This window comes from Geodermatophilus sp. URMC 64 (assembly GCF_053502555.1).
Map to the genome: position 1 here is coordinate 1,860,826 of NZ_CP199955.1, position 19,646 is coordinate 1,880,471.

General features: G+C 74.7%; 22 protein-coding genes. 13 read left to right on the forward strand and 9 right to left on the reverse strand.

The window, feature by feature from the left end; translation table 11 throughout:
- Positions 1-12: 12 nt before the first annotated feature.
- Complete coding sequence (locus ACWIYF_RS09140; RefSeq protein WP_448627805.1) at positions 13-1,509, reverse strand: class I adenylate-forming enzyme family protein; 1,497 nt, start codon at positions 1,507-1,509, stop codon at positions 13-15.
- 70 nt (positions 1,510-1,579) lie between these two features.
- Complete coding sequence (locus ACWIYF_RS09145; protein WP_448627806.1) at positions 1,580-1,963, reverse strand: PaaI family thioesterase; 384 nt, start codon at positions 1,961-1,963, stop codon at positions 1,580-1,582.
- A 37-nt stretch (positions 1,964-2,000) separates the two neighbouring features.
- On the opposite strand from ACWIYF_RS09145, the gene ACWIYF_RS09150 reads away from it, so the two are divergent.
- From ACWIYF_RS09150 to ACWIYF_RS09165, 4 genes are all read left to right on the forward strand, one after another.
- The gene (locus tag ACWIYF_RS09150) at positions 2,001-3,110 is read left to right on the forward strand and encodes a glycerate kinase (protein ID WP_448627807.1); all 1,110 of its coding nucleotides are present in this window, start codon (positions 2,001-2,003) and stop codon (positions 3,108-3,110) included.
- An 18-nt stretch (positions 3,111-3,128) separates the two neighbouring features.
- Complete coding sequence (locus ACWIYF_RS09155; protein WP_448627808.1) at positions 3,129-4,028, forward strand: potassium channel family protein; 900 nt, start codon at positions 3,129-3,131, stop codon at positions 4,026-4,028.
- An 82-nt stretch (positions 4,029-4,110) separates the two neighbouring features.
- Positions 4,111-4,797, forward strand: a complete 687-nt coding sequence (locus ACWIYF_RS09160) for a maleylpyruvate isomerase family mycothiol-dependent enzyme (protein WP_448627809.1) — start codon at positions 4,111-4,113, stop codon at positions 4,795-4,797.
- A complete protein-coding gene (locus tag ACWIYF_RS09165; protein WP_448627810.1) occupies positions 4,794-6,017 on the forward strand; it encodes an FAD-dependent oxidoreductase in 1,224 nt (407 codons plus the stop codon). The genes ACWIYF_RS09160 and ACWIYF_RS09165 overlap by 4 nt, the downstream gene beginning before the upstream one ends.
- 14 nt (positions 6,018-6,031) lie before the next feature.
- Here ACWIYF_RS09165 and ACWIYF_RS09170 read toward each other — a convergent pair whose 3' ends face one another.
- A complete protein-coding gene (locus tag ACWIYF_RS09170) occupies positions 6,032-6,778 on the reverse strand; it encodes an IclR family transcriptional regulator (protein WP_448627811.1) in 747 nt (248 codons plus the stop codon).
- 197 nt (positions 6,779-6,975) lie between these two features.
- Here ACWIYF_RS09170 and ACWIYF_RS09175 point away from each other — a divergent pair, with 197 nt between their 5' ends.
- Together ACWIYF_RS09175 and ACWIYF_RS09180 are read left to right on the forward strand one after the other, a co-directional pair.
- The gene (locus ACWIYF_RS09175; protein WP_448627812.1) at positions 6,976-7,401 is read left to right on the forward strand and encodes a YciI family protein; all 426 of its coding nucleotides are present in this window, start codon (positions 6,976-6,978) and stop codon (positions 7,399-7,401) included.
- On the forward strand, positions 7,398-8,747 hold the full coding sequence (locus tag ACWIYF_RS09180) for an RNA polymerase sigma factor (protein WP_448627813.1): 1,350 nt from the start codon (positions 7,398-7,400) through the stop codon (positions 8,745-8,747). Before ACWIYF_RS09175 ends, ACWIYF_RS09180 begins: the two co-directional genes overlap by 4 nt.
- Here ACWIYF_RS09180 and ACWIYF_RS09185 read toward each other — a convergent pair.
- From ACWIYF_RS09185 to ACWIYF_RS09200, 4 genes are read right to left on the reverse strand one after another with little or no spacing between them, the layout of a single operon-like run.
- Positions 8,680-9,042 (reverse strand): hypothetical protein, encoded by a 363-nt coding sequence (locus tag ACWIYF_RS09185; RefSeq protein ID WP_448627814.1) that lies wholly within the window; start codon positions 9,040-9,042, stop codon positions 8,680-8,682. The genes ACWIYF_RS09180 and ACWIYF_RS09185 overlap by 68 nt on opposite strands.
- The gene (locus ACWIYF_RS09190) at positions 9,039-9,530 is read right to left on the reverse strand and encodes an SRPBCC family protein (RefSeq protein ID WP_448627815.1); all 492 of its coding nucleotides are present in this window, start codon (positions 9,528-9,530) and stop codon (positions 9,039-9,041) included. The genes ACWIYF_RS09185 and ACWIYF_RS09190 overlap by 4 nt, the downstream gene beginning before the upstream one ends.
- Positions 9,531-9,540: 10 nt before the next feature.
- The gene (locus ACWIYF_RS09195) at positions 9,541-10,167 is read right to left on the reverse strand and encodes a TetR/AcrR family transcriptional regulator (RefSeq protein ID WP_448627816.1); all 627 of its coding nucleotides are present in this window, start codon (positions 10,165-10,167) and stop codon (positions 9,541-9,543) included.
- 40 nt (positions 10,168-10,207) lie between these two features.
- Complete coding sequence (locus ACWIYF_RS09200; RefSeq protein WP_448627817.1) at positions 10,208-10,636, reverse strand: MarR family winged helix-turn-helix transcriptional regulator; 429 nt, start codon at positions 10,634-10,636, stop codon at positions 10,208-10,210.
- A gap of 158 nt (positions 10,637-10,794) precedes the next feature.
- Between ACWIYF_RS09200 and ACWIYF_RS09205 the strand changes: the two genes are divergently transcribed.
- The 4 genes from ACWIYF_RS09205 (at position 10,795) to ACWIYF_RS09220 (ending at position 14,898) form a co-directional block, all read left to right on the forward strand.
- Positions 10,795-12,231 carry an alkaline phosphatase PhoX gene (locus tag ACWIYF_RS09205; protein ID WP_448627818.1) on the forward strand — a complete coding sequence of 479 codons (1,437 nt, stop codon included), beginning with the start codon at positions 10,795-10,797 and terminating at the stop codon, positions 12,229-12,231.
- Positions 12,232-12,314: 83 nt separating this feature from the next.
- On the forward strand, positions 12,315-13,313 hold the full coding sequence (locus tag ACWIYF_RS09210; protein WP_448627819.1) for an ABC transporter ATP-binding protein: 999 nt from the start codon (positions 12,315-12,317) through the stop codon (positions 13,311-13,313).
- Positions 13,310-14,116 (forward strand): ABC transporter permease, encoded by an 807-nt coding sequence (locus ACWIYF_RS09215; RefSeq protein ID WP_448627820.1) that lies wholly within the window; start codon positions 13,310-13,312, stop codon positions 14,114-14,116. Before ACWIYF_RS09210 ends, ACWIYF_RS09215 begins: the two co-directional genes overlap by 4 nt.
- The gene (locus ACWIYF_RS09220) at positions 14,116-14,898 is read left to right on the forward strand and encodes an ABC transporter permease (protein WP_448627821.1); all 783 of its coding nucleotides are present in this window, start codon (positions 14,116-14,118) and stop codon (positions 14,896-14,898) included. The genes ACWIYF_RS09215 and ACWIYF_RS09220 overlap by 1 nt, the downstream gene beginning before the upstream one ends.
- On the opposite strand, the gene ACWIYF_RS09225 is transcribed toward ACWIYF_RS09220, so the two are convergent.
- The gene (locus ACWIYF_RS09225; protein ID WP_448627822.1) at positions 14,895-15,206 is read right to left on the reverse strand and encodes a hypothetical protein; all 312 of its coding nucleotides are present in this window, start codon (positions 15,204-15,206) and stop codon (positions 14,895-14,897) included. The two genes, ACWIYF_RS09220 and ACWIYF_RS09225, sit on opposite strands and share 4 nt — an antisense overlap.
- Positions 15,207-15,352: 146 nt before the next feature.
- Positions 15,353-15,796, reverse strand: coding sequence for a GNAT family N-acetyltransferase (locus tag ACWIYF_RS09230; RefSeq protein ID WP_448627823.1), 444 nt, complete (start codon positions 15,794-15,796; stop codon positions 15,353-15,355).
- Positions 15,797-15,891: 95 nt separating this feature from the next.
- Between ACWIYF_RS09230 and ACWIYF_RS09235 the strand changes: the two genes are divergently transcribed.
- Genes ACWIYF_RS09235 through ACWIYF_RS09245 form a run of 3 tightly spaced genes read left to right on the forward strand, consistent with a single transcriptional unit; the run spans position 15,892 to position 19,594 of the window.
- Positions 15,892-16,914, forward strand: coding sequence for an iron ABC transporter substrate-binding protein (locus tag ACWIYF_RS09235; RefSeq protein WP_448627824.1), 1,023 nt, complete (start codon positions 15,892-15,894; stop codon positions 16,912-16,914).
- A gap of 56 nt (positions 16,915-16,970) precedes the next feature.
- Complete coding sequence (locus tag ACWIYF_RS09240) at positions 16,971-18,521, forward strand: ABC transporter permease (RefSeq protein ID WP_448627825.1); 1,551 nt, start codon at positions 16,971-16,973, stop codon at positions 18,519-18,521.
- Positions 18,518-19,594 (forward strand): ABC transporter ATP-binding protein, encoded by a 1,077-nt coding sequence (locus ACWIYF_RS09245; RefSeq protein ID WP_448627826.1) that lies wholly within the window; start codon positions 18,518-18,520, stop codon positions 19,592-19,594. The genes ACWIYF_RS09240 and ACWIYF_RS09245 overlap by 4 nt, the downstream gene beginning before the upstream one ends.
- The last annotated feature ends 52 nt before the right edge of the window (positions 19,595-19,646 follow it).

The window sequence follows — 19,646 nt, forward strand, 5'->3', positions numbered from 1 at the left end:
CCTCCCGAGGGATCAACGAACGGGTTGCCAGTCCGTCTGCTCGCGCAGCGGCGGCTTGAGCACCTTGCCACCCGGGTTGCGCGGCAGCGGCTCGCTGCGGACCGCCACGTACTGCGGCACCTTGAAGTCGGCCAGCCGCTCCTTGGCGAACACGAGCAGCTCGGACGGATCGAGTTGGCGCCCAGGCAGCGGGACGACGACGGCGCCGACCTTCTCGCCCATCATCTGGTCCGGGACGCCGACGACGGCGACCTCGCCGACCGCCGGGTGCGCGGCCAGCGCGTTCTCGACCTCGACGCAGTACACGTTCTCGCCGCCGCGGTTGATCATGTCCTTCTTGCGGTCGACGATGTAGACGAGGCCTTCGTCGTCGATGCGGGCGAGGTCGCCGCTGTGCAGCCAGCCGTCGACGAACGTCTCCTGCGTCTGCTCGGGCTTGCGCCAGTACCCGGCGACGACGTTCGGCCCCCGGATCAGCAGCTCCCCGACACCGGTCTCCGGGTCGGGGTGGTCGAGGTCGAGGTCCACGACCGGGGCCGGGAACCCCACGGAGTCGGCGTGCTCGGCGGCGTACTCGTCGGGCAGGTAGGTCGACACCGACGAGGTCTCGGTCAGCCCGAAGCCGTTGCCGACCCGCGCGGTCGGGAACGCCTGCTTGATCCGGTGCACCAGGTCGGGCGCGATGGGAGCGCCGCCGTAGCTGAGCGAGACCACCGACGAGGTGTCGATCTCGGCGAAGTTCGGCTGCTGCAGCGCCAGCCAGTAGATGGCCGGCACGGTGGTGAGGACGTCGATCCGCTCGTCCTGGATCGCCGAGAGGAAGGCCTGCACCTCGAACGCCGGCATGATCACCGACTTCCCGGCGACCGCCGTGACCACCAGCAGCTGGGAGTTGCAGCCGGTGACGTGGAACAGCGGCACCGAGATCAGCGTCGTCCGCGGCTCGCGCGGCAGGCTCAGGCAGCGCAGGCAGGTCTCGATGTTGGACAGGAAGTTCTCGTGGGTGGTCATCGCACCCTTGGGGAAGCCGGTCGTCCCGCTCGTGTAGAAGATGCCGGCCAGGTCGGTGAAGCCCTGGTCGGTCACCTCGAGCGGGTCGCCGTCCGGCAGGGTGCTCCCGGGCTCGACGACGTACGCGGCGCCGGAGTCCTCGACGACGTAGCGCACCTCGGGCTCGGCGAACCGGGTGTTCACCGGCACGACGACGGCGCCGGCCAGCAGCGTGCCCCAGAACGCGTAGACCCAGTCGTTGCCGTTGCCCAGCCGGTTGGCGACCCGGTCGCCGGGCTGCACGCCGGCCGCCCGCAGCCCGCCGGCGACCCGCGCGGCGCGGTCCCACAGCTGCCGGTAGGTCACCCGCTCGCCGCCGAGCTCGACCAGCGCCTCGGCGTCCGGGTTCGAGTCGACGGCGCTGCGCAGCAGCCGCACGAGGTTCTGCGGCAGTCCGGTGTACCGGCGCACGCCGTCGGGTCCGACCTCGGTGCCGCTGCGGTCGTAGGGGTAGGGCATGCCGGCCTCCTCGGGACGTCGTCGTCCGGAACCAGAGTCTCGCGGTGTCCCGGACGCCCTGTCCACCGGCTCAGCTGTGGAGCAGCGCGAAGGTCGCGACGGCGTGCACGAGCTCCTTCCCGTCCTGCTCGACGTCGGCGTCGCAGACGGTGAGGTGCTCGCCGCGGGTGCGCACCTGCGCGGTGACCGTGAGCGGTCCCGGCGTGCCCGGCCGCAGGTAGGTGACGGTCAGCTGGCTGGTGGCCGGCACCTCCTCGTCGCCGGTCGTGCTGCGCACCGCCAGCCCCATCGCGGTGTCGACCAGCGTCGCCAGCACGCCGCCGTGCAGGGTGCCGGCCGGGTTGAGGTGCTCGTCGGCCGCCTCGAACCGGAGCGTCGCGCGGCCGTCCTCGGCGTGCTCGGGCCGCGCCCCGAGCCGTTCGGCGAACCCACCGGTCGCCCCGTCGTCTGCCATGGCCTGCGCCCTACCCCGGGAACCGCACAATGACCGCATGGCGTCCAGCGGCACCGTCGTCGTCTGCCTCGACAAGTTCCGCGGCTCGCTGACGGCCGTCGAGGCCTGCGCGGCGCTGGTCCGGGGGCTGGAGGCGGCCGGAGCGCGGGCGCTCGCGCTGCCGGTCGCCGACGGCGGCGAGGGCACGGTGGCCGCCGCCGTCAGCGCGGGCATGGGCGCGATCTCGCGCCGGGTGAGCGGACCGGCGGGCGAGCCGGTCGAGGCGGTGCTCGCCGTCTCGCGGGAGCACGCCGTCGTGGAGTTGGCCGAGGCGTCCGGCCTGCACCTGCTCGGGGAGCGGCAGCCGCTCACCGCCACCACCCGGGGGACCGGGGAGCTGATCCGGGCCGCGCTCGACCTCGGCTGCCGGTCGGTCGTCCTCGGCGTCGGCGGGAGCGCCACCACCGACGGCGGCGCGGGACTGCTGGAGGCCCTCGGCGCCCGGCTGCGTGACGCCGACGGCCGGCCGCTGCCACCGGGCGGCGCCGCGCTGCGCGACCTCGCCGAGCTCGACCTGTCGGGCCTGGACCCGCGGCTGGCGGACACCGAGCTCACGCTGGCCAGCGACGTCGACAACCCGCTGCTGGGGCCGGCCGGCGCGACCGCGGTCTTCGGCCCCCAGAAGGGCGCGACCCCCGACGACGTCGCCGTCCTCGAGGCCGGGCTGACCCGCTGGGCCGAGCAGGTCGCCGCCGCGACCGGCCGCGACCTGGCCGATCAGCCCGGCGCCGGCGCGGCCGGGGGCACCGGGTTCGCCGCGCTCGCCGTCCTGGGGGCGCGGATGCGGCCGGGCATCGACGTCGTCCTCGACGCGGTCGGCGCGGACCGCGCCCTCGCCGGCGCCGCGCTGGTCGTCGTGGGGGAGGGGAAGCTGGACGAGCAGAGCCTGGCCGGCAAGGCGCCGGTGGGCGTGGCCCGCCGCACCCCGCCCGGTGTCCCGGTGGTCGCGGTGTGCGGCGACTGCACCGTGCCCGCGGAGCGGCTCCGCGAGGTGGGCATCGGCGGGGCGCACACCCTGCTCGACGAGGCCGGCGGCGACCGCGACCGGGCGATGGCCGACGCGGCGGAGCTGCTGGAGCGGATCGGCCGGCGGCTGGCCCCCGCCTGACCTGGCAGGCTCGCGCCCGTGCACCCGCTGGCCGGCTGGCTCGTCACCGCGGCCGGGGCCGCCGTCGTCCTGCTGGCGCTGCGGGACATCTTCCACACGCTCTGGCACCCGAGCGGGCGCAGCGGCTTCAGCCGTCGGGTCATGGCCGCCGTGTGGCGGGCCGGCCGGCCGCGGCGCGGGCGCCACCGGGTCAGCGTCCTCGCCGGGCCGCTCTCGATGGGCCTGGTCGTCATCGGCTGGGTCGCCCTGGTCGCGCTCGGCTGGACCCTGGTCTACTGGCCGCACCTGGCCGGGGGGTTCGTGCTGGGCAGCGATCTGGTCACCAGTGGACGCGGCGGCCTGCTCGACGCGCTGTACCTGTCGATGGTGACCGTGGCGACCCTCGGGTTCGGCGACATCGTGCCGACCGAGGAGTGGCTGCGGATCGCCGTCCCGGTGGAGGCGCTGCTCGGCTTCGCGCTGATCACCGCGGCCGTCACCTGGGTGCTGCAGGTCTACCCCGCGCTGACCCGCCGTCGGTCGCTCGCCGTCCGGCTGTCGCTGCTGGAGCGCGCCGACGCCGTCCGGGTCCTGGCCGAGGAGGACATCGCGATGACCGCGCCGCTGCTGGAGAGCCTCACCGGCGAGCTGGTGCAGGCCCGGGTCGACCTCAAGCAGTACGCCGAGACCTACTACTTCCGGGACGGCGAGGACGCCGAGTCCCTGGCCGCGAACATCGGGACGGCCGCCCGGCTGGCGCGCGCGGCGGCCGCGTCACCCCGGGCCGACGTCCGGTTCGCCGGGCGGCTGCTCGCCACGGCGCTCGACGACCTCGCCCGGCTGCTCGACCAGCAGTTCCTGCGCGTCGGCGGCTCCGTGGACGACGTCCTGGCCGGCTACGCCACCGACCACGGGCACCGCCCCTTCCGTTCCGTCTGACAGAACGTTCCCATCCGGATGTCGTGGCCTCGCGAACCGGCCGATAGCGTCGGCGGCGTCCCCGCACCGTGGAGGAGAACCCGTGACACCCGAGACCCTGCCCTGGTGGGAGGACGGCGAGCGGCACCTCGCCACCGCCCTCGGCCGGCTCGTCGACGACGAGTTCGGCCGGCCGTCGCTCTTGCCCGGCTGGACCCGCCAGACCCTGCTCGCCCACGTCGCCCGCAACGCCGACGCGCTGGTCAACCTGCTGACCTGGGCCCGCACCGGCGTGGAGACGCCGATGTACGCCTCCCCGGAAGCGCGCGAGGCCGGGATCGCCGAGGCGGCGCAGCTGCCCGCCGACGCGCTGCGCGGGGAGGTGCTGGCCGCGACCGAGCGGCTCGCCGCGGCGGTCGGGCAGATGCCGGACGAGGCGTGGCAGGCCGAGGTGCGCACCGCCCAGGGCCGTACGGTGCCGGCGCTGGAGGTGCCCTGGATGCGCTGCCGCGAGGTGTGGGTGCACGCCGTCGACCTCGACGCCGGGATCACCTTCGCCGACATCCCCGACGACGTGCAGGCCGCGCTGGTCGACGACGTCTTCCGCATGTGGGACCGGCGCGACCAGGTGCCCGACGTCGTCCTGTTCGCCGGCGACCGCGAGTGGGGCACCGGCTCCCTCGCCGTCGCGGGCCCGCTGCCGGCGGTCACCGCCTGGGTGACCGGCCGCAGCAAGGGTGAGGACCTCACCGCCGACGGTCCGCTGCCGGCCCTGGCGGCGTGGCTGTGAGCGCCCCCGCCGCGGCCTCGAAGGGCCAAAGTGGCCACTTTGGCCCTTCCCCGCAGACGACCGCCGACGTGGTCGTGGTCGGCGGCGGCATCGGCGGGCTGACCGCCGCGCTGGCCCTGGCCCGCTCGGGCCGCTCCGTGCGGGTGCTGGAGCGCTCGGCCGAGTTCGCCGAGGTCGGCGCGGGGCTGCAGCTGGCGCCGAACGCGACCCGGGAGCTGCGCCGGCTCGGCGTGCTCGACGAGATCGTCGCCCGCGGCGTGCTGCCGAAGCGGCTGGTGCTCCGCGACGCGCTCGACGGCTCGGAGCTCACCTCGCTGGACCTGGGTGAGCGGTTCCGCGCCCGCTACGGCGGCCCGTACGTCGTCGTCCACCGCTCGGACCTGCTCGACGTCCTCGTGGGGGCGTGCGCGGCGGCCGGGGTCGCGCTGGAGACCGGCCGCAGCACCGTCGACGTCCGGCAGGACGGCGACTCCGCCGAGGTGCACTGCGCCGACGGCTCGGTGCACCGCTGTGCCGCTGTGGTCGGCGCCGACGGGCTGCGCTCGGCGCTGCGGACCCGGCTCTCCGACGACCAGCCGGTGTCGTCCGGTTACGTCGCCTACCGCGGCACCGTGCCGTTCGCGCAGGCCGCCGCGCACGTCGACCCCGGTGACGTGACCGTCTTCATCGGCCCGCACCTGCACTGCGTGCAGTACGCGCTGCGGGCCGGCGAGATGGCCAACACCGTCGCCGTCTTCCGCTCACCCGGGCACCTGGCGAACCCCGCCGACCCCGACTGGGGCGGTCCGGAGGAGCTCGACGAGGTCTTCGCCGGCACCTGCGCCGCCGTGCAGGACGCGCTGCCGCTGCTCTGGCGGGACCGCCGCTGGCAGATGTACGACCGGGAGCCGATCCGGCAGTGGGTCGACGGCCGCCTGGCCCTGCTCGGCGACGCGGCGCACCCGATGCTGCAGTACCTCGCGCAGGGCGCCTGCCAGTCGATCGAGGACGGCGTCGCGCTGGCCGCCGCGCTGCAGGACGACGGCGACGTCCAGGCGGCGCTGGCCCGCTACGCCGACGTCCGCCGCGACCGCACCGCGCGCGTGCAGTCGACAGCCCGCACCTGGGGCGAGATCTGGCACGTCGACGGGGTGGCCCGGCTGCTGCGCAACGAGCTGCTCAGGACACTGCCCACCGACCACGCCCGCTGGATCGACTGGCTCTACGGCCCCGCCCGGTAGCGCGCAGCGTCCGCTCAGCCGGCCAGCGTGGTCAGCTCCGCGGCGCAGCGGTGCAGCGCCGCGGTGAGCTCCGGGATCCGGCGGCGGGTCAGCCGCATGGCCGGCACGGACACCGTGACGGCGGCGAACGGCACGCCGGCGTCGTCCCGGACGGCGACGCCGACCGCGCTGATGCCGGCCTCGGTGTCGCCGTCGTTGACGCCGAAGCCGGCCTTGCGGACGGCGGCCAGCTGCTCGTGCAGCGCGGCCAGCGCGGTCGGGTCGAGCTGCCCGCGGTAGCGGGCGTCGACCTCGGCCGGGTCGAGCGCGGCCAGCAGGACCTTGCCGCCGGAGGCCGACTTCGCCGGCAGCCGGGCGCCGGCGCGCGAGCCGATCCGCAGCGGCTGACGGCTCTCCTCGCTGTGCAGGAAGACCGCGTCGCGGCCGTCGAGCACGACCAGGTGCACCGTCTCGTCGATCTCGTCGCGCAGCCGGCGCAGGACGGGCACGGCCAGCTCCACCAGCGCCGGGGTGGTGCGGGTGCGTTGCACGCCGCGGCGCAGCGCGGGGCCCGCGCGGTAGCGGCGGTCGCCCGACTGGACGGCGAACTCCCGGTGCCGCAGCGTCGCGAGGAGCCGGTGCGCGGTGGACCGGGCCACGCCCAGGTGCGCGGCGGCCTCGCTGACGCTCACCGCCTCGGTGGACTGCAGGAGCAGGACGAGCTGCAGCGCCTTGTCCGCGGCGTCGACGAGGTACGCCGGGGGCGGGGACTGCTCGACCACGGCGTCACGCTACGGCCGCGGCGCCACGGCGGGGCCGGCGAGTCGACGCCACGCACCCGGGACGGGCGGCCTGCACTCGACGACCTGAGAAGATTCCGAAAAATCTTCCCGGCGTTGTCGATCGGGTCGGCGGCCGTTCGACGTCAGTGCAGAACGGAGCCGGGAGGGTCGGCCCGTCGACGACGAAGGAGAGACCGATGCGCTACATGGTGATCGTCAAGGCCAACGAGGACTCCGAGAGCGGCCGCATGCCGACCGAGCAGGAGCTCGCCGAGATGGGTGCCTACAACGAGGAGCTCGTCAAGGCAGGAGTCATGCTCGCCGGCGAGGGGCTGCTGCCCAGCTCCAACGGTGCGCGGGTCCGGTTCGACAAGGACGGCCGGTCGACCGTGATCGACGGCCCGTTCGCCGAGACCAAGGAGCTCGTGGCCGGCTTCTGGATCCTGCAGGTCTCCTCGCGCGAAGAGGTGCTCGAGTGGGTGAAGAAGGCGCCGTTCCGCGACGGTGAGGTCGAGGTCCGCAAGATCGCCGAGGCCGAGGACTTCGGCGAGGCGATGACGCCCGAGCTGCGGGAGCAGGAGGACCGGCTCCGGGCGCAGACCGCGGCGCAGCAGGAGGCGTGAGCGAGCCGGTTCCGACGGCGTCGGCGGCGACGGTGGACGTCCACCGCGTCGTCGACGCCGTCTGGCGCATGGAGTCGGCGAAGCTCATCGGTGCGCTGACCCGCGTCACCGGGGACGTCGGCCTCGCCGAGGAACTCGCCCAGGACGCCCTCGTGGCCGCGCTCGAGCAGTGGCCGGGCGCCGGCGTCCCCGACCGGCCGGGCGCGTGGCTCATGGCCGCCGCGAAGCACCGGGCGATCGACACCTTCCGCCGCGCCGAGACGCTGCGGCGCAAGACCGCGGAGCTGGGCCGGGACCTGCAGGAGGCCGACGAGCCGGACTGGGCGGCCGCGCTCGACGAGGTCGTCGAGGACGACGTCCTGCGGCTGGTGTTCATCGCCTGCCACCCGGTGCTCAACCGGGAGGCCCGCGTGGCGCTCACGCTGCGGCTGGTCGGGGGGCTGACCACCGACGAGATCGCCCGCGCCTTCCTCGTGCCCGAGGCGACGCTGGCGCAGCGGATCGTGCGGGCCAAGCGCACGCTCACCGCCGCGCGGGTGCCCTTCGAGGTGCCCGCGGGCACCGATTTCACCGCCCGGCTCGCCTCCGTGCTCGAGGTGATCTACCTGGTCTTCAACGAGGGCTACGCGGCGACCGCCGGCGAGGACTGGATCCGCCCGACGCTGTGCCAGGAGGCGCTTCGGCTCGGCCGCATCCTGGCCGAGCTCACCCCGGGGGAGTCGGAGGTGCACGGCCTGGTCGCGCTGCTGGAGCTGCAGGCCTCGCGGCTGCGGGCCCGGATCGGGCCGGACGGCGCCCCGGTGCTGCTCGGCGACCAGGACCGCACGCGGTGGGACCGGGTGCTCATCGGCCGCGGCCTCGCCGCGCTGGAGCGGGCGGAGCACGCCGGCGGGAGCCTCGGTCCCTACGCGCTGCAGGCGGCGATCGCGGCCTGCCACGCCCGCGCCCGGACGTTCGAGGAGACCGACTGGGTGCGGATCGCGGCGCTGTACGAGGCGCTGGCCGAGCTGACGCCGTCGCCGGTGGTCGAGCTCAACCGGGCGGTCGCGGTGTCCCGCGCCTACGGGGCGGCCGCCGGGCTGGACCTGGTCGACGCGCTCACCGACGTGGCGGCGCTGCGCGGCTACCACCTGCTGCCGAGCGTGCGCGGCGACCTGCTCGAGCAGCTGGGCCGGCTCGCCGAGGCGCGGGCCGAGTTCGAGCGCGCCGCCGCGCTGACCCGCAACGAGCCGGAGCGCGCGCTGCTGCTGGACCGCGCCGCGGCCTGCGGCGGCGCGCTCAGCTCCGAGCCAGCCGTGTCGCGTGCTCCCGCTCCTCCGGCCGCAGCTCGGACGCCGCGGCGCTGACCAGCCGCCACGTCGTCCGGCCGCCGTCCGGCCGGTCCCCGGCACCCCGGGCGAGCGCCTCCTCGATGCCGGCCCGCACCCGCTGCTCGTCGTCCGGATCGGCGGCGAACAGGATCCGCAGCCGCACCTCCTCACCCGAGCGGGAGGCGGCGGTGTGGTGGGGAGCCAGCGGGCAGGGCGGTGGGTGCTCCCAGCTGCCGCAGAGCGCGACGGTGATCGCGCCTCCCGGGGCCCGGTCGTCCTCGGCCGGGGCCATGGCGAGCAGCGCGTCGTGGGCGTAGGGCTGCCGGCTCACGAGGCCACCGGCTCCCGCTCGGCCGCCTCCCGCAGGCGCCGCAGCGTCGTCTCCATCCCGCGGCGCAGCTCCGCGCGCCGGTCCGTGCTTCCGCCGAGGCGCTCGATGATGAGCCAGCCGATCCGCGACACCGGGCGCGGCACCTCGTAAGACTCTGTGACGCGCGTGCCCGTGCCCTCGGGCTCGAAGCGGTAGCGCCAGGTGAGCGTGCCGCCGAAGGGCTCGGTGCGGGCGAAGGCGAACTCGCGGCCGCGGTCGGCCACGACCACCCGGGGGCGGTTGCGGAACCGGAAGCGGGCGTTGGGCGTGCGGTTGACGGCCTCGAAGCGGGCGCCGGTTGCCGGACCGGTGGCGCCGTCGAGCCACGTGCACCGGTCAATCTCCGGGCTGAACTCCGGCGTTCGCGTCACGTCGGCCACGAGGTCGTAGACGACCTCGGGTGCGGCGTCGACGACGATGCTGACCGAGTCGTGGTCCAGTGTCTGCATCGGGAGCTCCTCAGGGTCGGTAGGCGGCGAAGAACAGGTCGAGCGCGGCGGGCGTGAGGCGGCTGAAGTCGCCCTCGTCGAAGGGGACGCCGGGCTGGTTGGCCAGCTGCTGCGACACCAGCCCGCTCATGACCACGGTGAACAACCGGACGGCGTCGTCGCTGTCCGCGGCGGCGGAGAGCTGACCGAGCCGGACGGCCTCGGCGAACTCCGCCCGCACGTCGGCCATGTCCTGCCTGCTGGCGGCGAAGACGTCCGGGGACGGCTCGAAGCCGGGGACCGGGCGCCAGTGCAGCAGCTGGGCCAGGGCCGGGTTGGCCACCGCCCACCGCACCGCCGCCTCCCCGCCCGCGCGCAGCCGGGGCAGCCCCGGCGGCCGGCCGTCGGTGGCGGCCCGGATCGCCGCCAGCTCGCCGGTCAGCCCCCGGGCGAAGAGGGCGTCGTAAATCCCGTGCCGGGACGGGAAGTACTTGTACAGGGACGGGCCGCGGATGCCCATGCGCCGGGCCACCTCGGTAACCGACAGTGCCCCCACGCCCTCCTCGCCGATGAGCGCCAGCGCGTGCTCGAGCGCCTCCTCGACGACGGCGGCCCGCCGCTGCGCCACACGAGGCGTCCGGCTTGACGCTGTAGCCATGGCTAGATCGTGTAGCCATGGCGGGCGGCCGGTCAAGGGGTCAGTCGGGCTGCGAGTTCTCCACCAGTTGCGCGAGCAGGCGGCGCAGCTCCGCGACCTCGTCGTCCTCCAGGCCGGCCCTGAGACGCCCCTCGAAGGCGGCCGCGGCCCGGCGGAGCCGGAGGAAGAGCGCCTCGCCGGCGTCGGTGAGCGTCACCTGCTGGACGCGGCGGTTGCCGGGGTCCCGGTCGCGGGTCACCAGCCCGGCGCGGACCAGACCGTCGAGGTGGTGGGTGAGTGTCGGCTGCCGGACGCCGACCGCCTCGGCGAGCTCGCCCTGGGTGCGGTGCTCGCCGTTCTTCAGTGACGAAAGCACCAGCCAGGTGGCGGAGGAGCCGCCGACGGCGGCCAGGGCGTCGTCGAACGCCCTGCTCAACGTCTTGGCGACGCGGCCCACCAGAAGTCCGACGGGCAGCTCGGCGGGGCTCATGCTGACACTTTAGACGTCTAACAGTTAGCGATCTATCGGTCCAGGCCGGGGTACGTTCGCAGCCGTTACCGGGGACGTCGACCGGCGTTCGGCTCCGCGTCAGGTCGCCCGGCGAGCGTCAGGGCGTCGACCCCGACTCCTGAGGAGCACCCCGCCCCATGACCACGTCCGAACAGCTGCCGCAGACCGACTCCGCGGTCTCCCGCCGCTCCTTCCTCGCCTGTGGCGCGGCGACCGGCCTGGGCATCGTCCTGGTCGGCAGCGTCGACACCCTCTTCGGTGCGACGCCCGCCCCCGCGCGCTTCGGCGGTCCGCGCGGCGTCGGCTACGGCCCGCTGGTCCCTGATCCGAAGGGCGTCCTGTCCCTGCCCGAGGGTTTCCGCTACACCGTCGTCGCCCAGACCGGCGTGACGACACTCGACAGCGGCCACCCGACGCCGGCGGACCCCGACGGCGCGGCCAGCTTCCCGCGCCGGGGCGGTGGCAGCGTGCTCGTCTACAACCACGAGGTCGGCGGTGACGAGGCCAACCCCGTGCCGGCGATCCCGGGCCTGGTCTACGACGCGGGCGCCCGCGGCGGCTGCACCACCCTGGAGGTCGACCGCGACGGCCGGCGGATCCGGGAGTACGTCAGCATCGCGGGCACGGTCAACAACTGCGCCGGCGGTGTGACCCCGTGGGACACCTGGCTCACCTGCGAGGAGACCGAGGCGGTCCCGACCGCCACCAACGGGCTCCAGCAGCGGCACGGCTACGTCTTCGAGGTGGACCCCTACGACCAGTCGGCCAACCGCGAGCCGAAGCCGATCAAGGCCTTCGGCCGGTACGCCCACGAGGCCGTCGTCATCGACCCGCGGGAGAACCGCGCGCACCTCACCGAGGACGCCGGCAACCCCAACGGCCTGCTCTACCGGTGGACCGCGCCCCGGGGCGTGCGGTTGGGCGAGCGCGTGCTCCGGACGCTGGGGTCGGACGAGGGGACGCTGGAGGCGATGCGCGCCCTCGACCGCGGCACCCACGTCCCCGACCTGTCGGTCGCGACCGCGATCGGCACGACGTACCGGGTGGAGTGGGTGACCGTGCCGGACCGGGACGCGACCACGACGCCCACCCGCTCCCAGGACTACGCCAGGCCGATCACCCGCAGCCGCAAGCTCGAGGGCATGTGGAGGGCCGACGGCGGCGCGTACGTCGTCGCGTCGTTCGCCCGCACCTCCGACGGCAGCGCCGCCGAGCACGACGGGCAGGTCTGGTTCCTGGACCCCGAGAAGAACACCATCACGCTGAAGCTCCGGTTCGCCTACACCCCGGCCGACCAGGACGGCGACCCCGACGGCCCGGACAACATCACCGTCTCCCCGTTCGGCGGCGTGATCATCGCCGAGGACGGCGAGGGCGCGCAGCACCTGCTCGGCGCCACCGACCGTGGCGAGGCGTTCTTCTTCGCGCGCAACGACGTCAACGACGCCGAGTTCACCGGTCCCCACTTCTCGCCCGACAAGAAGATCCTCTTCACCAACATCCAGGGCGACGGCAGCCCCGGCAACCCCGGCTACGTCTTCGCCATCACCGGGCCGTTCCGGCACCAGGGCTGACCGGCCGCCGGAGGCGGCGGGCGCCCTCGGCCGCCTCCGGTAATCGGCACGACCCCGACCGGCCGCCCGGTTAGGTTCCGGGGGTGGAGCACGACCAACCCGCCATCCGGGTGCGCGACCTGCGCAAGACCTTCCGGGTGCCCGAACGCGAGGCGGGCCTGCGCGCGTCGCTGAAGAGCCTGGTCCGCCGGACCTACCGCGACGTGCACGCCGTCGCCGGCGTCTCGTTCGACATCGCCCCCGGCGAGGTGGTCGGCTTCCTCGGCCCCAACGGCGCCGGCAAGACGACGACGCTGAAGATGCTCTCGGGGCTGCTGTACCCGACCTCCGGCGAGGCCGTCGTCCTCGGGCACACGCCGTCGCGGCGGGAGAAGGACCACCTGCGGCAGATCACCCTGGTCATGGGCAACCGCAACCAGCTGCAGTGGGACATCCCCGCGGCGGACTCCTTCGAGATGAACCGGGCGATCTACCGGATCCCCGACGCCGACTTCCGCCGCACCCGCGACGAGCTGGTCGAGCTGCTCGAGCTCGGCGACCTGGTGAAGAAGCCCGTCCGCAACCTCTCCCTCGGCGAGCGGATGAAGGCCGAGATCGCGGCGGCCCTGCTGCACCGGCCGCGGGTGCTCTTCCTCGACGAGCCGACCATCGGGCTCGACGTGACCGCCCAGAAGCGCATCCGGGCGTTCCTCGCCGAGTACAACCGCCGGCACGGCGCGTCGGTGCTGCTGACCAGCCACTACATGGCCGACGTCCAGGCCCTGTGCCGGCGGGTGATCGTCATCGACGGCGGCGTCGTCCTGTACGACGGCGGCCTGCGCGAGCTGACCGCCCGGTTCTCGCCGCACCGCACGATCACCGTGACCCTGCCCGACCCGGCCCTCGACCTCTCCCGCTACGGGGAGGTGGTGCAGCCGCCGGACGCCGACGGGCGCGTCGTGCTGCGGGTGCCGACCGAGCGCAGCTCCGCCGTGGCCGCCGCGCTGCTGGCCGACACCGCGGTGAGCGGGCTGACCATCGAGGAGCCGCCGGTCGAGGACGTCATCGAGCAGGTCTTCGCCACCTCGCGGGAGCCGGCGTGACCGGCGGGCTGCTCGGCTTCTACCGCGTCGTCGCCGCGACGGCGGTGCAGGCGCAGTTCCAGTACCGGACGGCGAACTACCTCTACATGATCGGCATGGTCGCCGAGCCCGTCGTCTACCTCGTGGTGTGGCAGACGGTGGCCCGGGCGCAGGGCGGCGCGGTCGAGGGCATCACGGCCGGCTCGTTCGCCGCGTACTACATCGTCTGGACGCTGGTCCGGAACATGAACATCGTCTTCACGCCGTACGGGTGGGAGGAGCGCATCCAGCGCGGCGAGCTGTCCGGGGCGCTGGTCCGCCCGGTGCACCCCATCCACTACGACCTGGCCTACTTCGCCGGCTGGAAGGTCGTCGTGATCGTGCTCTGGCTGCCGATCGCGGCGGTGCTGGCCCTGCTGTTCCGGCCGACCTTCGACGTCTCGGTGCTCGAGGGCGCCGTCTTCTTCGCGGCGATCTGGGGCGCCTATCTGATCCGCTCGCTGCTGCTGTGGGTGCTCGGGATGGTCACCTTCTGGACGACGCGGGTCGGCGCGCTCTACCAGCTGTTCTTCACCGCGGAGCTGCTGCTCTCCGGCCGGCTGCTGCCGCTCGCGCTGCTGCCGGCCTGGGCCGAGGACGTGGCCGCCGCGTCGCCGTTCCCGTCGACGTTCGGCTATCCGATCGAGGTGCTGGCCGGCGACCTCACGACCCGGGAGCTGCTGCTCGGCCTCGCCCAGCAGGGGCTCTGGATTGCGGTGGGGACCGCGCTGGTCGCCGTGGTCTGGCGGTTCGGGATCCGGCGGTTCTCGGCGGTGGGCAACTGATGGCCCGCTCCGTCGTCGGCACCTTCCTGCGCGTGGGCGTGCAGAACGAGCTGCAGTACCGGGTGAACTTCGTGCTGAGCCTGGTGCAGTCCCTGGTCTCGGTCGGGACGTCGCTGGCCGTGCTGGCCCTGGTCTTCCTGCACACCGACTCGCTGCGCGGCTGGAGCGGCGACGAGCTGCTCGTCGTCATGGGCGTCTTCGTGCTCATGGGCGGGGTCATCCGCTCGGTGATCCAGCCGAACATGCAGCAGCTGATGGTCGACGTGCAGGAGGGCACCCTCGACGGGCCGCTCACCAAGCCGGCCGACAGCCAGCTGCTCGTCAGCGTGCGGAAGTTCGACATCTGGCAGGCCGTCGACGTGCTGGTCGGCGCGGCGCTCGTCGTCGTCGGCCTGGTCCGGATCGGCCGCCCGGTCGGGGTGCCCGCCGTCCTGGCCTTCGCCCTCGCGCTGGTGTGCGGCGCCGTCGCGCTCTACTGCGTGTGGCTGCTGCTCAGCGTGACCGCGTTCTGGATCGTGCGGATCGACATGCTGGTCGAGCTGTTCGAGGGTCTCTACCAGGCCGGGCGCTGGCCGGTGGGCATCTACCCGGGCTGGCTGCGGATCGGGCTGACCTTCCTGCTGCCGCTGGCCTTCGCGATCACCGTGCCCGCGTCGGCGCTGACCCGCGGCATCCCGGGCTGGGTGCTGCTCGGCACGGTGGCGTTCACCGGGGCGCTGTTCGCGCTGACCCGGGTGGTCTGGCGGGTGGGGCTGCGGCACTACACCGGGGCTTCCGCCTAGCCCAGGCGCGCCACCAGAACCCGCGCGAGGTGGACGGCGGCGTCGTCCGGGCGGTCCTGCCCCGCCGCGGCGCGCAGCCAGTCGGCCAGCGGGCCGGCGAGCGCGGGGGAGAGGGCGGCGATCCAGCGGGCGCTGCCGGCGCGGGCCTCGGCCACGTGCTCGGTGCCGCCGTCCGGCCGGTGTGCGACCACCTCTGGCCGGCTGGCCAGCAGCCCGCCGATCCGCCAGTCGCCGGCGGTCGTGCGCCCGGCCAGCTCGGTGAGCCGGTCGGCCGCCGTCCGGAGGAGCGCGGCGTCGTCCGAGGTCATCGGGACACCGTACGAGCGGGCACGTTCTACCCCCGACCGGGTGAAGCGGAACGGAACCGTGCCCGATATGGTGCACCCGGCGGCCACGGGTGGTGTCCCGGCGCGACGGGGGTGCGCCGGGCCGCCGGGGGACCCGTGTCCCGCTCTCAGCCGCGCCGCATCGGCACGTGCGGGATGCCGTCCTCCACGTAGCCCGGCCCGCTGCGCCGGAACCCGAACCGCTCGTACCAGCCCTCCAGGTACGCCTGCGCGCCCAGCACGATCGGGACGCCGTCGCCGCACAGGGCGATGCCCGCCTCGAGCAACCGCGCGGCCAGCCCCTGACCGCGCCAGCCCGCGGCGGTGGCCACCCGGCCGATGGCCCGCCCCGCCGGCTCCTCGAGCACCCGGATCGTCGACACCGGCTCGCCGTCGGCCTCGAACCACAGGTGCACGGTGCCCGGCTCGAGATCCCGGCCGTCGAGCTCGGGATAGGGGCACTGCTGCTCGACCACGAACACGTCGACCCGCAGCCGGCACAGCCCGTACACCTCGCGCCCGCTCAGCTCGGGGAAGCGGGCCTGGCGGAGGGACGGGGCGTCGGCGGTCACGCCGGAATTCTGGTCCGGCCCGGAGGACGCCCCCTCGGCAGGTGCGCGCGCATCTGATTAGGTGTGCCTTGCCTATGTTCTCGGGAGGACCGCACGTGACCTGGCACGGCCGGAGAGCCGCCTTCTCGCTCACCCTCCTCGGCGTCGCCGGCGCGCTCGTGGCCTGCGGCGACTCCGGGGGGTCGGACGCCGACACGCTCACCGTCTACAGCGCCCAGCACGAGAGCCTGGTCCGGGCGATGCTCGAGGACTTCACCGCCGACACCGGCATCGAGGTCGAGTTCCGCGAGGGCAACGACGCCGAGCTCGCCAACCAGATCGTGCAGGAGGGCGACGCCTCGCCGGCCGACGTCTTCCTGACCGAGAACAGCCCGTCGATCGACGTCGTCGACCAGGCGGGCCTGCTCGCCCCGCTCGACCAGGCGACGCTGGACCAGGTCGGCGCGCAGTACCGGCCGGCGTCCGGCACGTGGACCGGGTTCGCCGCGCGCGCCACGGTGCTGGGTTTCCAGCCGGACGCGGTCTCGGAGGAGGAGCTACCGGCCTCGATCCTCGACCTCGCCAACCCCGAGTGGCGGGGCCGGGTCGGCATCGCGTCGGGCGGCGCGGACTTCCAGGCGATCGTCAGCGCGGTGCTGGAGCTGCGCGGCGAGGAGGCCACCCGCGCCTGGCTGGAAGGGCTGCAGCGCAACGCCGAGATCTACGCCAGCAACACCGCGGTCATGAAGGCCGTCGACGAGGGCGAGGTCGACGTCGGCGTGATGTACCACTACTACTGGTACCGCGACCAGGCGGAGAACGGCCTCGTCGGGGACGACGTCGTCCTGCACTACTTCCGCAACCAGGACCCGGGCGCCTTCGTCAGCGTGTCCGGCGCGGGCGTGCTGGCCTCCTCCGACCAGCCCGAGGCGGCCCAGCAGCTGGTCGAGTACCTCACCAGCCGGGCCGCGCAGGAGCGGCTGGCGGACAGCGACGCGCTCGAGTACGCCGTGGGCGTCGACGTCGCGTCGGCCGAGGTGCTGCCCCCGCTGGCCGAGCTGCAGGCCCCCGAGATCGACCCCGGCTCGCTCAACGCGCCGCAGGTCACCGAGCTCATGCAGGAGGTGGGCCTGCTCTGACCGCCGCGACCGGGCTCCCCGAAGGCCCGGGGCGCACCCCGGCGCCCGCGGCCCCGGTGGCGGCTGCCCGGAGCCGGGCCGGCGGAGCCCTGCGGCGGCATCCACTGACCCTGCTGCTCGCCGCCGCGGTCGCCGTCCTGGCGCTGCTGCCGCTGGGCTACATCGCCTACTACACCGCCGACGTCGGCTGGAGCGGCGTGCGCGAGCTGGTGTTCCGGCCGCGGGTCGCCGAGCTGCTGTGGAACACCGCCCGGCTCGTCGGCGGCACGGTGGTCCTGTGCGGGCTGCTGGGCGTGGGGGCGGCCTGGCTGGTGGAGCGGTCGTCGCTGCCGGGGCGCCGGGTGTGGCACGTGCTGCTGGTCGCGCCGCTCGCCGTCCCGGCGTTCGTCAACGGCTACGCGTGGATCTCGCTGCTGCCCGGCCTGGACAGCTACGGCGGCGCCCTGCTGGTCGTGACGCTGTCCTACTTCCCGTTCGTCTACCTGCCCGCCGTCGCCGCCTTCCGCGGCCTGGACCCGGCGCTGGAGGAGACCGCCCGCGGGCTGGGCCTGTCCAGCTGGGCTGTCTTCCGGCGGGTGCAGCTGCCCCAGCTGCGGGTGGCGGTGCTCGGCGGCAGCCTGCTGGTCGCGCTGCACCTGCTGGCCGAGTTCGGCGCCTTCGCGATGCTGCGCTACCCGACCTTCACGACGGCGATCTACGACCAGTACCGCGCCACGTTCAACGGCCCCGGCGCGACGATGCTGGCCGGCGTCCTCGTGCTGCTCTGCCTGTTCCTGCTGCTGGCCGAGCTGCGGCTGCGCGGCCGGCGCGGCTACGCCCGCAGCGGCCGCGGGGCCGCCCGGCCGCCCCGCCCGGTGGCACTGAGGGCGCTCACGGGCCCCGCGCTCGCCGGTCTGGGCGCGCTGGTCGGCCTCGCCGTGGCGGTGCCGCTGGGCGCCCTGGTCGCCTGGCTGGTGCGCGGCAGCTCCACCGCGTTCGACGTCGACCGGCTGGTCACCACCACCGGCAGCACGCTGGCGCTCGCGGCGGCCGCGGCGGCGGTCACGACCGCGCTGGCGGTGCCCACCGGCTGGCTGGCCGTGCGGGTGCGCGGGCGGGTGGCCACCCTCCTCGAGCGCAGCACCTACCTCGGCAGCGCCGTCCCCGGGATCGTCATCGCGCTGGCCCTGGTGACCATCAGCATCCGGGCGACGCCGTGGCTCTACCAGACGGTGCCGGTCCTGCTGGCCGCCTACGCGATCCTGTTCCTGCCGCGGGCGATCGTGACGGTGCGGGCGGCGGTGGAGCAGTCGCCGCGGCTCTATGACGACGTCGCCGCCTCGCTCGGCTCCTCGCCCCTCGACCGGCTGCGGCGGGTGACCCTGCCGCTGCTGGCGCCGGGCATCGGCGCGGGCGCGGCGCTGGTGTTCCTCGCCGTCGTCACGGAGCTGACCGCGACCCTGCTGCTCGCACCCACCGGGACGACGACGCTGGCCACGGCCTTCTGGTCGGCCAGCAGCGCCCTGGAGTACGGCGCGGCGGCGCCCTACGCCGTGATCATGGTCTTGCTGTCCGCACCGGCTACCGTCCTGCTGTCCCGTGATGCCCGACGAGGTCTGACCACATGAGCTCCCTGACCGTCCAGGACGTGACGAAGTCCTTCGGCGCCACGCCCGTGCTCACCGGCGTGGACCTGCACGTGCCGTCGGGCAGCTTCACCGCCCTGCTCGGCCCGTCCGGGTGCGGGAAGACGACGCTGCTGCGGCTGATCGCCGGGTTCGACGACCCCGACTCCGGCTCGATCGCGGTGGGCGAGGCCGTCGTCGTCGGCGCCGGCCGCAGCGTGCCCGCCCGCCGGCGGGGGATCGGCTTCGTGCCCCAGGAGGGCGGGCTGTTCCCGCACCTGTCCGTGGCCGGCAACGTCACCTTCGGACTGCCCCGCCGCGAGCGCCGCGACGCCGCACGGGTGCGCGACCTGCTGACCCTCGTCGGCCTGGACGAAGGCCTGGCCGGCCGGCACCCGCACCAGCTCTCCGGCGGCCAGCAGCAGCGGGTGGCCCTCGCGCGGGCGCTCGCGCCGCGGCCCTCGCTCGTGCTGCTCGACGAGCCGTTCTCGTCCCTGGACGCGTCGCTGCGCGAGGAGACCCGCCAGGCCGTGGCGACGGCGCTGCGCGCGGCCGGCGCCACCGCCGTCCTGGTCACCCACGACCAGGCCGAGGCGCTGTCGCTGGCCGACCAGGTGGCCGTGCTGCGCGGCGGGCGGCTGGTGCAGCTCACCGATCCGCGCACGCTCTACCGCAGCCCGCGCGACCTCGACGTCGCCACGTTCGTCGGCGAGGCCGTCGTCCTCGACGCGGAGGTCCGCGACGGCCGGGCCCGGTGCGTCCTCGGCGAGCTCGAGGTCGCCGGGACGGCGGACGGCCCGGCGCGCGTGCTGCTCCGCCCCGAGCAGCTGCGGCTGGGCGAACCCGGGGGAGGACTGCCGGCCGCCCGCGTGCGCAGCGTCGACTTCTACGGGCACGACGCCCGGGTCTGGCTCGAGCTGCCCGGTGGCCCGACCGTCAGCGCGCGGCTCGAGGGCACGCGGCTGCCGGTGGAGGGGCAGGACGTGTCGATCTCGGTGGTGGGCCCGGCCCTTCCCTTTCCGAGCGGGGCCCGCCCGGCGGAGGACCCGCATCCCCTGGTGGCCGGGCAGCTCTGACCGCGGTTGTGCCCGGGCTGTGAGTTCGGGTTAGGAATGCCTAAGCTAACCG